The organism is Telluria sp. ZB4P37 (genome assembly GCF_059685855.1).
This window is the reverse complement of the sequence record NZ_JCASID010000018.1, coordinates 1-13,245: the sequence shown is the minus strand read 5'-3', so window position 1 is coordinate 13,245 and position 13,245 is coordinate 1. Positions and strand designations below refer to the sequence as shown.

Sequence of the window (13,245 nt, the reverse complement as noted above, 5' to 3'; positions counted from 1 at the left end):
CCGTCTCACAGGGTAGCTATAAGGCGAGCATCGTAGCTAAGCAAGCGGTGGAAACTTCGCATCAGGGAATAGTTCTATGTCTCGCGCCTCTATACCAACACTAGAAAGTAGCCAATCAAAGGAGCACCCGTCAAGCTGGCCGTCAGGCTTCATCGTCATAGGGTGCGGCACGCCCTCAGATGGAATGAATCTCCCCGGACAACCGTGTGACGATTGAAAGCCGCATCCATTTGGTATCCCATATTTTCCAAATGCGCATTCAATAGTTCCCGACTGGCGCGCCGTTGATGATATATCGCCAAATATCTGGGCGGCAAGGGCTTGGTATTGCAGCTCGAACACTACCTCCCCGCCAGATACTCCGGCCTCCCCAAAGGTTCCCGGTCTATTCCCAATAACGATAAAAGGTGCCTTAAAACGCTCGAACATTGTGTACATAAGTTCCAATTCCGTTGGAGGGTTTACGGTACACCAAGGTTGTTTTTGTCTAAACTCGATGCCGTCTTTCATTAGCGTCTCAACGCTCATCAATTCTTTTTTCCGTGCCAGCGCAGCGAGACGCTCTTCGAAAATCTCATCCAGTTGAGAAAATTCGCATATGCGTAACAATTTCTCGCAAAATTCTGAATAATTCTTTGGCCAATTTTGGGGTAGTCCCAGTGATAAAGCGGAGTTCTCTGCAAGAGCACGAGTCAGCGCAACAAAGCGCCAAGACGGATTGGATGTGCGCCATTCCTTTTCGCTTTTCGGAATAACCGGCTTCCAACTTATTTGCAAGGCAAGGTCGCAAATAGCTGGGAATTCTTCGCGACGAGAAATCCCGCACTCTTGAATGAACCAGTCATAGGCCGCTGTGTATTGGTCTGGCAAGCCCTCGCGGGACCATGCAACTTCATGGTCTACATCAGCAACTTTCTCTAAAAAAGTTCGCTCCACAAAGTGCGCATGACCTTCGAGTAAATCCTTGGTCTGAAGACAGCGTTGCTTTCCGCTTATTTCAATGACCGGATTTGCGGTCCAATCATGTTTCAAGAGGAATGACCCGCACTCTTTTAAGGTCAATGTGCCGAACTGCATGCTAAAACGAGCCCTGGCCATCCTCATTTGCTCCATCGCGGTTTCGTACAACCATCGACTCGTTTTTTCTACTTCCTGGTTAATCCCGCAGCTTGCCAGAGGTATCCTAGCCTTTCCATTCATTAAAGGAATTAATTTCCTCCACTCGGAAACAAGAAACGCAGTCATTTGACGATGACTGCTCCACTGAATTTGCCCATATCCCGTAAAGATAGTTTGAAAGAAATGCATGTGCTCATGGACATAGGTCGCCAAGGGGAGAGTTCTTACAGAGTCCCGTTGATAATCTTCCCAGCTGCCCGCTAAGCGCATATCCAGACGGGTACTTAAAAACGTTCCAAATGTGGCATCCAGATTTTCCAAAATATTCCTTGTTTTCTCTACCAGTGCATCCAGGTGCCTGGGTTGCAGACTCAATTCTTCATAAGAGGGGCAGCGTGTTGAGGCAGGTGTCCCACAGCACAAGAGAATACTACGGAAGTTTCGCAGGTCCCAGAAAACGATGAGTTTCGGTGCACGCGCCGGTTCATCGCCATCAGGCCAAGCTATACCCTTTCAGATGTCCAACATCTACTTCAACAATCAACATCTGAAAAAGGGTACGTATGACGACGATTGCGTATGCTCGTGTGAGCACAATTGAACAGACGCTCGACCTGCAGCGCGACGCGCTGCTGGCAGCGGGAGCAGCAATCATCTATGAGGACAAGGCCAGCGGCAAGACCGCTGACAGGCCTGAGCTTGTTCATTGCCTGAAAGCCTTACGGGGCGGCGACACCCTCGTCGTCTGGCGCCTGGACCGGCTGGGTCGCAACCTGGAAGACCTTATTCGCATCGGCAGGGAGCTCGAGGCGCGCGAGGTCAAGTTCAGATCGCTCAAAGAAGCCATCGACACGAGCGGCCCCGCGGGAAAGCTCGTCTTTCATATGTTTGGCGCATTAGCCGAGTTCGAACGCGAACTGCTCCGGGAGCGGACCTTGGCTGGCCTGGCTGCGGCTCGGGCACGCGGCCGAGTAGGCGGTCGACCACCTATTCTTGACCTCAAGCAGCGGAAGGCGGCGTTGGCGATGATGCGGGACCGGGAGATGTCTGTCTCTGAGATTGGCCGGCACTTCGGCGTATCTCGCTCCATGCTTTATAGCCTGCAAGCGGCCAGCAAACAGCCGAACCAATAACGTCAAAAGGCGGCGGACAATGGCTTGTCAGTCTTCAATAGACCGCAAAGCCATCCAGCTCGACTGCCAGTTTCATGAGTGCAGCAATCTTCGGGTGAGCAGCAGCACCGAAGTGCGGTGTCGAGGAAACGCCGACCACCTGCCAGTTAAAACTTGACAGAGCGCAATAAAAAGTATCTACTTATAGATAGATTTTCCACCAACCCTGAAGAGACACTCATGGATGACTTCGACCAACCCTTCGACAATCACTTCCATAACCACTTCGATAATCACTTCGACCAATCGTGTTACGAGCCAGCGGATTATTCCATCGACCCTATGGCGTTTGTTCCGGGGGCCGCTTTGGACGCTTCAAAACCATCCTGGGGCGCTTCATTGGCCATCCAGCAGGGGATTGAGGCCTTGGAGGCTTCCCGCGCTCAGGCGCAGGCGCACGCTCACCCCTACGATGGCGAACACGCACGCCGTCAGCAGGCCGACGGGCATGCTTACGACCAGGATGGCGGACAGGATTATTACCGGGCGCCGGCGCAGACTCGCGAATTGCCGCCCCCGGATGTGTACCCGGCATACATGACGCCGACCGCCCTGTCTGCACCGGCACACTTCTACCCGAAGGAGGATGCCTACGCCGACAGGACTGACCTCACCGCTGACGGGAAGCAAATGCTGCGCGACGCCGATGCGCTGCTCCTAATGCTGAGCGGGTGTTATGGTGAGGACGAAAAAGAGGGTCAAAAAGTTTCACACAAGAAAAACGGGGAGGACATCCAGGCTTCAAACCTAGCCGTTACCCCCCTGCCCACCAAAGGTCGCTTCGACAAGGAGTACCTGTGGAATCCAAAGGGTATCTTTCAGTTCACCCGGGATTTTCTCACTGGGTCCCTACGCTTTCGCCACTGATGCACCGTGGAGGACCGCCTGAGGTAGCCGCTGTGCATCTGGAGGGCCCCTGACGGATGACGGAAGCCCGGCCAGAGGCAGCACAGCGCTTCCGCGCATGGACAACCTGGAGTTGCCGGCAGCAGGCTGCGGTACAGCGTTTGGACCCACGCTCCGGGTTCTTTTCCGTTTCAGGCGCCAAGCGCGTTGCAGTAAGCCCGCAGCTCGTGGAGCATGACGTTCTTGGGCTGAAGCGAGCTGACGTCCGCGCCGGTCATCTCTGCGATTGTCACCTCCATCAGTTGTGCCTCACACCCCTCCTTAATGAAGCGAACTAGGTCCAGACGAGCTTGCGCCGGCACGGCTGACACGTCGTCTAGTACGTTAAGCACCCTGTCGAGCGCTAGAGCGCTCGGGTCAGCGTAGAGCAGCTCAGGGGCCATCACAGCAGCCTCGGGTTCGCCTTCCAGATGTACAACCCGCAGTCTGAAGACGTCATGGATACGCTGCAGGTGGCACCACGAGTAGCGCTTTTCATCCTCGGCCGTCGACCAGAGCACGATGCAGCTGAGCTCGTCGCTAAGTTCGGCCAAGTGCTTCGACAGGAAGCGGAACGCGGCGCGCGAGTGCTTGCAGTGCGACATCCATGTATCAAGCGGGGTACTCGTCGCCGGAAATTCGTGAAATTCGGTGGTCATTCCAACAGTTTACATCAGTTGCCGCCGAAATTCATGCACTTGTAGATAAGATAGCTTAATCTATGGAGACTATCTAAATGTGATGTATTTGCAATGACTGACACCGACCTGAAAAGCGCAGCGGATGAGCTGCTGTTGAAGACGAAAATTGTGCTGAAGCTGGACCCTGTGTTATCCGTGTCCACCGTTGCCTGCTTGCTGTACATAGCAAGTCATCCGGACTGCACCGCGGCCGACCTGGTGCGCAACATAGGCCTTGCTCAGCCTGCAGTAACCCGACACCTGCAGCGGTTGTCTTCAGGTAGCCCAGGGGATTCTGGTGCCGTCGGCAGGGGCCTGGAGCTGGTGTCTTGGGGTACTGACCCTGAGAACTCCCGGCGTCGCCTATACGCGCTCAACGAGGCCGGCCGGGAGTTTGTCATTTCGCTGGTCCAATAGCCACCGTCAGGCAGCTTCGGGGTACTCTTCCTCGTCAGCGTACTCGAGGAGCAGCGGCTTGACCTTTCTGCTTAACGCCACTGTCTTGCGCGCTTCAGGGAGCTCCAGCTCACCGGCCATTGCGGCCTTCCAGTAGAGCTTCGCACGCTCTGGCTTTTGCGTCGGCGGCTTGTGGTATTTCGCGGCCGGGTTGACGCGCGACGGGAGCTGTTTGTGAGGCAGGGCCACGGGCTGCAGCACGGAACTGTCTTTGTACTTGATGACAGCCAAGTCATACGCGAACAGCCAGATGGTATCGACCACCCGGGAAATCTTCAGGTGCAGCTCCGCCCGCTTCTCCTTTGCTGTCTCGTCGTCTGGCTTGTACAGAAAGCCCATTGCTTCAGTGATGAACGTTTCGTCGAAGACACTGCCTGGTGCTTGAATTGCCTGCTCTTCTTTCGCCTCCAAGAGCTGCTGCTGAAGCGCTTCGACCTCTTCGGCCAGGGTGATAGACAACGAGATGAGCGCCGGCACCCGTCCTTTGGACTGGGCGATGGCTCGAGCGATGTTCGTGGCCTCCGACTGCTTCTCCGTAATCGCACCTTCTAGGGCTGCCAAGTCCGCCTGCACGACGGCACGCTCATCAGTTCCGAGCACTTCGATAGCGTACTCGTAGATTGCGGTTAGGACGGCTGCGTCTGCGCGGTTAGCGGACATCGTTTTACACGTTGTTTTGCCAGCCACTTTGTCGCTGCACTGCAGCTGCGCATGGCTGTGACCCGTGCGTTCACTTTTACGGTGAATAGGCGCACCGCAGAGCCCGCAATACATCAACCCTGAGAAGATGTTGTAGTAGTGCGCATCACGCCGCTTTGCGACTGCACGCGAGCGAACGGACGCCCTAGCCCGGTTCCACAAGTCATCGCTCACGATGCGGGGGTAGTAGTTCTCGATTGGTGTTCCCGTGATAAGACCCTGCCAATGCTGCGCATGAGCATCATGCGTCCGAATGCGGTGCTGGAGTTCGCCAAGGACAGCGCGATTCCGGAGCAGCTGACCCGCCATTTGCGCGTGCCAGCCAGCTTCCTGCTTGCCCAAGCGTGTCACGACCGGCCATTTTTCCGTATTTGCTTTGTGGGCAATCGCTTTAGAGCCGAACCCTGCCGCAGACAGTTCGAAGACTCGACGCACAACAACAGCCAGCTCTTCTTTGACCTTCCACGGCGTCTTTTTGTCGTCTCGTGTCAGCCACCCTGGCGCGCTGCCGAACGCTTCCTGTGACCCTGTCTTCCGATGCTTTTGGAACGTCTTACGCAGTCGCATCGACTTGTACTCGGATTCTTGGTGTCCGCGGTAGAGTGTCACCACGCTCATCATAAATGAGCCCAGGTCGTTCATCGCTTTCTTGTCCCACACCTTTTCGTCTGACAACGTGACAATGACGAGCCCCTTATGCACCAGGCTCATCATCAAGGTAATAGCCTCAGACAGGCTTTGCCGGGTAATCCGGTCGAGAGCTTCTACGATGAGGATAGTTCCCGGCTCAATCTCGCCGCTGAGGAGCTTGTTCTGGATGACAGACAGGTCGCCCACGGTCGCATTCTCACCCGAGTAAGCGCTGCGCCCCTCGTCTTTGAACTGGTCGCCAGCCTCGAGCGTGTAGCCGTTCTTCGTGCACCACTCCGCCGCAGCTTCCACTTGGCGCGACAGACTGAGACCCTTGGCTTGCTTGCGGGAGCTGAAGCGGGCGTACGATATGACACGCGGCATGTCAGTTTCCTCCTTGAGTCGCTACTGCGCTGGAATGGGAATCGTCGGGGAACATTGAGACGACGCTCATCACGAATTGACAGAAGTTCTCAAGAGCAGCCGGATTCCAGAGCTTCCCATCACCCAGGGTGACTAGGAGAAGCCCATGCTGCATCAACTTCATCAGCAGGGTAATGACCGGCGCGCGCGCTTCACGTGGTATTCCGTTAAGCGTTTCCAGGATTAAGACAGTGCCAGGCGCGATGTAACCGCGCTCGAGCCGGTGTTGCACTAGGTGAAGGCAACCAAGGATAACGGACGAGCCAGAGAACGCGGCGATACCAGTGCCCTCTCGCTCAGGGTACTGCTCCAATGTGTAGCCATTACGCTGGCTCCACTGTTGAGCGGCATCGATACAGCGCGTAGTGAGTTTGTTGCGCTGCTGACCGGCAGTGCAGAACGCTGCGAAGGAGATAGCGAATTGACTCATTTTGCGGCCTCGCGGTTGGTGCTGCGGTCAATCGCGCCGCCTTTGAAGCATGCATCCGGATTCAGCTGATTGGGGCGGCGCCAAACCATGTGGGCGTCCATTACTTCGACCGTTACCTCCTCGAGAGCTATCGAACCGACATGTCCCAACCAGTCGACCGGATTAGCTTTCAGTTTCTTTCCAGTCTTCTCTAGTCGACGCCAGATGGTCGACGACATTTTTGCTGCTCTTCGCAGTTCGTCGCCCCGCTTAAGAGCGGCAGTCGAGATTCCGAGTCGGACCAAGCCGCCAGCCACCCTGTACATTTCTTGCACAGTCAGTAAGCGGATGATATTTCCATACGCGTCGCCCAGCGGCTTGCGAGCCGTTGGCTCATACGTTGGATGAGTTGAGAACCAGAGAATAGGTAGCTCAGGAGGAACAACACCGATGTGGGCAGGTAGTAAGAGCCCGCTTTGTTTGATGAGGTGGTATTTTTGCGCTGTCGTGTAGTGCCAAGCAATCATTTCAATCTCTTTTCTTCATCCATGGGTTAGCCAACCCGAAGTCGAACAACATCGGGGCGGAAAAATGGATAAAGAGACTGAGAGAGGAACGCCGGGAGCGCGCCTCAGATGCCAGCTGACTGGAAAATGAATATTACCTCATGGAAACTTACATTGCAACCGCTTTTGCGCCCTGATAGCTAAATTGCATCTAAGGACTTAAGGCAGTCACAACTGCAGCACACTATTCTTACGCCTGCTGTGGCAATCCGCCATGCTTCTGGGTTACCGCACGAGGCAGGAGCTGCGCGTATGCAGCCAAGAGTCAAGTGTAATCTCCCACCCAACGCGCTCATATGTACATCATTCGTACGCTGGCCCCAGCAAAGGTTGCATTATGGCGTTGTAAGCTTCAAATTTTCGACCGGCGCGAGCTTAGTAGGTAAACTTTTTATATAGTCACCAACATATACCCCTGCAATCACAGCGCCGACCCCACAAGCTAGGGTAACTGGCAAAGCAGCTACAGGCATCGCAACTGCAGTCGCCAGACCGACTTCTACGCAGAGACTAAAAGTAAAACGAGTTAGCATGTCCCCCGCTACCTTACCGCCGACAATCGCTGACGCATTAATAACACTCTTTAGTCCCTTATCGAAGTCCTCGTCATTTACTGCAGTATAAAGGTCGTAGACGCTCGGTGCGATTTCAACTGCGAGTAGCACTTTATCAAACCTATCAAGTGCTGCGCTCAGTTTTTTCGGCAACACGAGGACGCTATCTGAGTTGCGAAAGTGAACTTGTTTATTCGACGCCAACGCTGGGTTTTTAAATAACTCTTTTCGTGAATAAATTTGTGTCGTTGGTTTGCTAAGCTGACGATTGGTGCCCTTTGCCCAAGGTTGGGTAACCGCACCAAACTGCAGCGAAACTCCGCCTTGCGATAGCAACCGAAACGAACGGGTCTGCATACGGGTATTCGACAATGATGCCAACGCGGCTGCCTGCGCCGCTTCGACGGCACCGCGTACTTCTTTAGTTACTTTTCCGCCCGACTTTTCGTATAAATTTGCTGCTGCGATAAGGTCTCTTCTCAGTTTTTCCGCAATAGCGCGCATTGCCGTATGCGTACCTAAGACTTCTGCGTCAACAAATCCTTTTGCGTATGAAGTAGGCTTGGAAGCATCGTCCTCAAATCGATTTAGGTAGGATAGTAAAGCCTCAATAGGCATATCTGGCAGCTCGTACGGGCGTCCTAGAGCGCTGTTCGACACTGCCTCGAGAAGGTACATTTTCTCATCCTCCTCTCGCGGGTCTAGCCCAGGCGGCGAGATGAGCTCATCAGCCACACAAATCTCGTTTGACGGTTCCATTTCACACCACGAACGGAAGAGAAAGTTTACTATCGGGATGGAACAAGGCGCCTATGTTCCTATTTTGCGGGTCAAGCCAAGGTTGGTCTGACTCAAATTCCAGTTTGTAGTCAAGTATGCTTTTATCTTTGACTTCGAACGTAATTTGAACCACGCCATCAGTTAGAAGTAGCCAAGTTCCCACCGGAAGCACCCCAATAAAACTAACTTCGGCGGTTTGAAGATTTTCGCCTTTTCGCACTATTGCTACCAGCTCCGGCGGCTTCGCAACAATTGAATTGGCGATGGCTTCCATCTGTTGTGCGCGCGCTAGTATTTCCCGATTTTCCGCCTGGCGCCGCTCGAGCTCGACATTGCGCAGATTGTTAGTGTATTCTTCCAGCCCAGTAGACGGTGATGGAACGGTAGTCATAAACAGCCCGGCACAGGGCCCGTCCACTGGGTCGGCGTTATTGAGAAGATTCTTTTTGCTCATTGTAAGCTTTCTGAATCCATTTTCTGCTAGGTCGATTGCCGTTTCGACGTCAGTCGCATCTTCGATAGCTTTTAAGCACTCTATCGCTTTTTCTACACTACCTTCAATTTCAAGGTTATATTGATATAGAGAAGCCACAATCTTATTTAAAATTTCTTTGTAATATGCAGCAAGCGCCGTTTTCTTATCGATTTTAAAGTGTATCGGTAAGGCTTCCGGTGACATGGCTTTTAAAATACCGTTAACTTCTCCTAGGGCGAACTGTCTCGGGAGCGCAAATTCTGCTGCAAATAGTGTTTCTGTGCATGGGTGGACTGTTACACTTAATTCTGATAGGTATAATTCTCTAGCATATCGGTTTGTAAGCTGACTGAGAAAGAGCGTTAAAGCACAACCTTGATTAATATTTTTGAACGAGACTGTTGTAGAGTCACGAGTTGTCGTAGTAGCTTTATAGCTAGCCATGCTCGAAACTTCATAGCGGGTGCGAGCAGTAAGGGAACTAGCTGCTTTTTGCGTGAGTTTTGATAGCGTTTTTGCAAACTCGGTTGTCGACTCGTTCCATGTCTGCCCGCCAGCCGCCTGGCCGCTCGCGTTGAAAATGCCCCAGTTGGCTCCGCCGCTGGTAGCTGCGCTCCAGTTAGAGGAATGGGTTCCATCACGCGAACGACGAGATTCGGCTTCAACTTCGGAGACGAATTCCCCCTTTGATTCGCTAGCGATGTCTAAAGAAGAGGTGGCAGTCGTGCGTGTTTCACGCTCTATCACCGTTGAACGCTCCATGACCAATGTCCGTTCTTCGCCTGGAGCTAGAGTAATACTTTCTACTACCTCGCCGACCGCTGCGCCACACCAGCGCAGAACCATTCGATACTTTTCTTCAATAAATAAACTAGGTAGCTGGATAGGCATTCGACCAATTTGTGGCCGGTAAGCTGTGATAACACCGGTTAGCTGTTCGCCCGTATTCACACCTAAGTCATACAATGGAATACTTATATTTTCAAACGTAGAGTTGATGGCCCATGCGTCAAGTTGGGACAATACATCGTCAAGGCTTTGCCCAGTGGCCGCAAAAAACTGGCTCCCACGGCGCTCAAATAGTCCTTCTCTCAGGCCGACAGCTTGGCTTAATGCCTCTGCCAGGGAATATTCCTTGGCCCCCCAGTCCGGCTCAAGCTTGAAGCGCCCCGGTCGTTCATTGATTACCTTATATTTATATGTTTCTATACCCAACTCGTCAACTTTCTCTATCCTGGATGCGTGATGAGTAGGTATATATGAAGTTTTTAGTCTAGTTAACTGAACGATTTTACCCGTCTCTGCATCCAACTTATATCCAAGTGATTCGGCTTTTTTCTGCAGCTCACGCATCCTTGAGCGCGCTTCCTGATATGCCACCTTCATATCCATTGCACGGCGCAATGACGCCCGGTAAGAGTTGTCTAGGCCATTGCTATCAACAGCTTTAGCTAGCAATTCGTCTGCCTTCTCGATAAATACTGATGTGGCATCGACCTCAGATTTTAACTGTTCATACCGTGCAGCAATTTCACCTGCAAGTAAACTCGAAACAGTAACTGTACACTCGGAATCTATGTTTAGAATTACGCTGCCTACTTTTTCCCGCCACATGGCTATATATTTCTCCGGGGTGGAGAAGTCTTGTTCATCAAACTCCAATGTATCCTTTGCCGACACGTTCCAATTTTTAAACGGAAGCGTTCGTGTTTTTACTCCTTGGGTTACGTTTAATAATTTCGCAAGATTCTCAACCCCCTGTTGCGTAGGATTTCCGTCCCCTCCTAGGCCAATTCCTGTCGATTTCTCTAAGGGCCGCCGAATGTGCTCGAAGCCAGTAGCAGTTCCAATTTCGAACGCCGAACTGAAAAGCATGTGCCAATCAAGTTCAACTCGAAAACTGCGCTGGATTCGGTCTAGCGCCACATCTTCAGCAGGCGCGCCGCTCACTGCATTGATAGTTGGGGATAAATAATTTGTTGCATAAGGGAACGTCGGAATATGCGGCAGGCCAGGGAAGGGAATTGGAATGGTCCCTTGGTTCTTTCCCACTGTCGCTTCCGCCTGAACAGCTGGCCACTGAAATACTCGACCATTGAATAAATTATCAGGATTTTGAGTTGAAACCGGTGCAGGCCGGGAATTACTTGGTGCTATTTCTTTCGTCATGACGGTCCCCGATGTTGATTTTTGTAAAAAAGTGCTGTGTCCCCGCCTTCAACGTAATGATGAGAACCGGGTAAATTACGTGGCGCTCTCAGCGTATCGGAACAATTCTCATGGTCTATTGATTAAAGTCAAAGAAAAATGGTTTCGTTCGACATTGCTCACTGGTGAAATGCTGAGGCGGAAAGGCGTGTATGCGAATGCGGAGGAGAGCTTCGAGCGGGTGCGCTCTGCGATTGTGTAGCTCGCGGCAACGTAAGCTGCGAAAAGAAGGCTTTTCGCGGGGCCGGATGCATTATGCTATTTGCTCTCAGTCGAGAACACCACGGTGCCGCCATGCTATTGCCCGGCAATTTGCTGTCGACCTTGTTATGGACAGTCGGAGCAGCTCTCGACTATTGGCACGCCCGAAGACGTAGTAAGCTGACGATTCGTTGAGGGCTTGCCCGCCAGCCGGCGGGCGTACTCACTCCGGGTGGCGATGCTGAGCTGGTACAGCGGGTTACCGGGCCGTTGGCAAGGGTCTTGAGCTGCTGGCCGTTGGCGGCATATCGGAGGACTCCCGGCGACGCCTCGTGCAAAGGAGTTATTCCTCAGTTGGTATCCGTCAGCCCATACCAGCGTCTACCCGCGCGAGGTTGTCAAGGCAGCGCTCAGGCGCAATGCCGCCGCCGTCATCCTGGCGCACAACCACCCGTCCGGCGAGCCCGAGCCCAGCGACGCGGACCTGCGCCTGACCGCGAGCCTGGTACAGGCGCTGGCGCTCATCGATATCCGGGTGCTGGACCATTTTGTGGTCGCGGGCACACAGGTGCATTCCTTCGCCGAACACGGACAGTTGTGAACAGTTTACGGCGTGTAAACAGGCTCTTAGCTCACTCAACATCAATTGTTAAATATATGAGCTATGTTAAGACACAATTGTTTTCTGCAAGTGATTGATTTGGCGTCGGTTTTCGCGCTATACTCTCGTTTTTCCAGTCCGGAATATTATTTAAGGAGTGCACTATGGCACGTGTCTGCCAAGTTACCGGCAAGGGTGTGATGGTTGGCAACAACGTCTCCCACGCTAACAACAAAACCAAGCGTCGCTTCCTGCCTAACCTGCAGAACCGTCGCATCTACGTGGAATCGGAAAACCGCTGGGTCTCCCTGCGTTTGTCCAACGCCGGTCTGCGCGTGATCGACAAGCTCGGCATCGATGTCGTGCTGGCCGACATGCGTGCCCGTGGCGAAAAAGTTTAATTAGGGAGCTATCATGGCAAAAACTGGCCGCGACAAAATCAAGCTGGAATCGACCGCAGGTACCGGTCACTTCTACACCACCACCAAGAACAAGCGCACGATGCCGGCGAAAATGGAAATCACCAAATTCGACCCTAAAGCACGTAAGCACGTGATCTACAAGGAAACCAAGATCAAGTAATCGATCTTGCCTCCGAAAAAGCCGCCCGTTTCGACTGGCGGCTTTTTTATTTGTACGGCGCCCTGCCATTGGCCCCTGCCTGCGCACCGTTCGTCCATGCCCGCTGTCGATTCACCGGTTCTGGCGTGCATCCATCCGCCCCACCAGGCCATAGTGGCGCTTCCACAGACAGGAGGGATGCATGAACAAGGGATTCGTAGTTGCCGGGCTGATCGCCGCAATGGCCGCAGGGGTGGCAGCAGCAGCAGCCTCGAAAGACCCTGCGCGGGTGCAACTGGAAGCCGAGATCACGGCCGCCGATGCGCGCCTGTTCGGCGGCCTGAACGACCGCGACATCGGCCCCATGAAACAGGGTTTCAGTCCGCGCCTGGAGTTCTATCACGACCGCGGAGGACTGAGCGACTACGCCGCCAACATCGCCATTTTCGAAACGAATTTCAAGGCTGCCGGCCGCCTTCGGCGCGAAGCCATGCCTGAAACCGTGGAAATCTTCCCGGCAGGCCCGAACCACGCCATGCATATCGGCCAGCACCGTTTCTGCAACAAGCCTGCGCCCACGGAACCGGAAGGCTGCAGCGTGTACCGCTTCTCGATGGTCTGGGAGCGCGAGGGCGGCCAGTGGAAACTGCTGCGCGTGCTCAGTTACGATCATTGAACAGCGCATTCCCCCGTAAAAAAAGCTCCCGAATGAACTGACCCCGTAAAGTTGGACGGTTGGTTTAATGAGCGGCCAAGGGCTGGGTTCTGTATTGCACAGGACTCAGCCCTTTTAGTTTCATCTTGATGCGGTCGTGATTGTAATAGC

General features: G+C 53.4%; 14 protein-coding genes and 1 pseudogene. 7 read left to right on the top strand and 8 right to left on the bottom strand.

The genetic code is table 11. The features are described 5' to 3' along the window. Nucleotides 1–36: 36 nt before the first annotated feature. Nucleotides 37–1,494, bottom strand: coding sequence for a hypothetical protein (locus AC56K1_RS20770; RefSeq protein WP_497159684.1), 1,458 nt, complete (start codon nt 1,492–1,494; stop codon nt 37–39). A 188-nt stretch (nt 1,495–1,682) separates the two neighbouring features. On the opposite strand from AC56K1_RS20770, the gene AC56K1_RS20765 reads away from it, so the two are divergent. Then, on the top strand, nt 1,683–2,252 hold the full coding sequence (locus tag AC56K1_RS20765; RefSeq protein ID WP_497159683.1) for a recombinase family protein: 570 nt from the start codon (nt 1,683–1,685) through the stop codon (nt 2,250–2,252). A 219-nt stretch (nt 2,253–2,471) separates the two neighbouring features. After that, a complete protein-coding gene (locus AC56K1_RS20760) occupies nt 2,472–3,158 on the top strand; it encodes a hypothetical protein (protein WP_497159682.1) in 687 nt (228 codons plus the stop codon). A 170-nt stretch (nt 3,159–3,328) separates the two neighbouring features. Here AC56K1_RS20760 and AC56K1_RS20755 read toward each other — a convergent pair whose 3' ends face one another. Continuing rightward, nucleotides 3,329–3,835 carry a hypothetical protein gene (locus tag AC56K1_RS20755; protein ID WP_497159681.1) on the bottom strand — a complete coding sequence of 169 codons (507 nt, stop codon included), beginning with the start codon at nt 3,833–3,835 and terminating at the stop codon, nt 3,329–3,331. A 93-nt stretch (nt 3,836–3,928) separates the two neighbouring features. On the opposite strand from AC56K1_RS20755, the gene AC56K1_RS20750 reads away from it, so the two are divergent. Continuing rightward, a complete protein-coding gene (locus AC56K1_RS20750; protein ID WP_497159680.1) occupies nt 3,929–4,273 on the top strand; it encodes a winged helix-turn-helix transcriptional regulator in 345 nt (114 codons plus the stop codon). A gap of 6 nt (nt 4,274–4,279) precedes the next feature. Here AC56K1_RS20750 and AC56K1_RS20745 read toward each other — a convergent pair whose 3' ends face one another. The 5 genes from AC56K1_RS20745 to AC56K1_RS20725 all read right to left on the bottom strand — a co-directional run bounded on the left by AC56K1_RS20745 (nt 4,280) and on the right by AC56K1_RS20725 (nt 11,017). Further along, complete coding sequence (locus AC56K1_RS20745) at nt 4,280–6,025, bottom strand: recombinase family protein (protein ID WP_497159679.1); 1,746 nt, start codon at nt 6,023–6,025, stop codon at nt 4,280–4,282. A 1-nt stretch (nt 6,026) separates the two neighbouring features. After that, nucleotides 6,027–6,494 carry a hypothetical protein gene (locus AC56K1_RS20740; RefSeq protein WP_497159678.1) on the bottom strand — a complete coding sequence of 156 codons (468 nt, stop codon included), beginning with the start codon at nt 6,492–6,494 and terminating at the stop codon, nt 6,027–6,029. Continuing rightward, a complete protein-coding gene (locus AC56K1_RS20735; RefSeq protein WP_497159677.1) occupies nt 6,491–7,000 on the bottom strand; it encodes a hypothetical protein in 510 nt (169 codons plus the stop codon). Before AC56K1_RS20735 ends, AC56K1_RS20740 begins: the two co-directional genes overlap by 4 nt. A 374-nt stretch (nt 7,001–7,374) precedes the next feature. Next, nucleotides 7,375–8,271, bottom strand: coding sequence for a hypothetical protein (locus tag AC56K1_RS20730; RefSeq protein WP_497159676.1), 897 nt, complete (start codon nt 8,269–8,271; stop codon nt 7,375–7,377). An 82-nt stretch (nt 8,272–8,353) separates the two neighbouring features. Further along, complete coding sequence (locus tag AC56K1_RS20725) at nt 8,354–11,017, bottom strand: hypothetical protein (protein ID WP_497159675.1); 2,664 nt, start codon at nt 11,015–11,017, stop codon at nt 8,354–8,356. Between the two features lie 610 nt (nt 11,018–11,627). On the opposite strand from AC56K1_RS20725, the pseudogene AC56K1_RS20720 reads away from it, so the two are divergent. The 4 genes and pseudogenes from AC56K1_RS20720 to AC56K1_RS20705 form a co-directional block, all read left to right on the top strand. Beyond that, a pseudogene (locus AC56K1_RS20720) lies at nt 11,628–11,858 on the top strand (JAB domain-containing protein); the annotation flags it as partial. Between the two features lie 164 nt (nt 11,859–12,022). Next, the gene (gene rpmB / locus AC56K1_RS20715) at nt 12,023–12,259 is read left to right on the top strand and encodes a 50S ribosomal protein L28 (RefSeq protein WP_123069134.1); all 237 of its coding nucleotides are present in this window, start codon (nt 12,023–12,025) and stop codon (nt 12,257–12,259) included. 13 nt (nt 12,260–12,272) lie between these two features. After that, complete coding sequence (gene rpmG / locus AC56K1_RS20710; protein WP_005665735.1) at nt 12,273–12,440, top strand: 50S ribosomal protein L33; 168 nt, start codon at nt 12,273–12,275, stop codon at nt 12,438–12,440. 181 nt (nt 12,441–12,621) lie between these two features. Beyond that, on the top strand, nt 12,622–13,095 hold the full coding sequence (locus AC56K1_RS20705; protein ID WP_497159674.1) for a nuclear transport factor 2 family protein: 474 nt from the start codon (nt 12,622–12,624) through the stop codon (nt 13,093–13,095). A 64-nt stretch (nt 13,096–13,159) separates the two neighbouring features. On the opposite strand, the gene AC56K1_RS20700 is transcribed toward AC56K1_RS20705, so the two are convergent. Next, a partial coding sequence (locus AC56K1_RS20700) for an IS3 family transposase (protein ID WP_497159595.1) occupies nt 13,160–13,245 on the bottom strand: 86 nt, incomplete at its 5' end.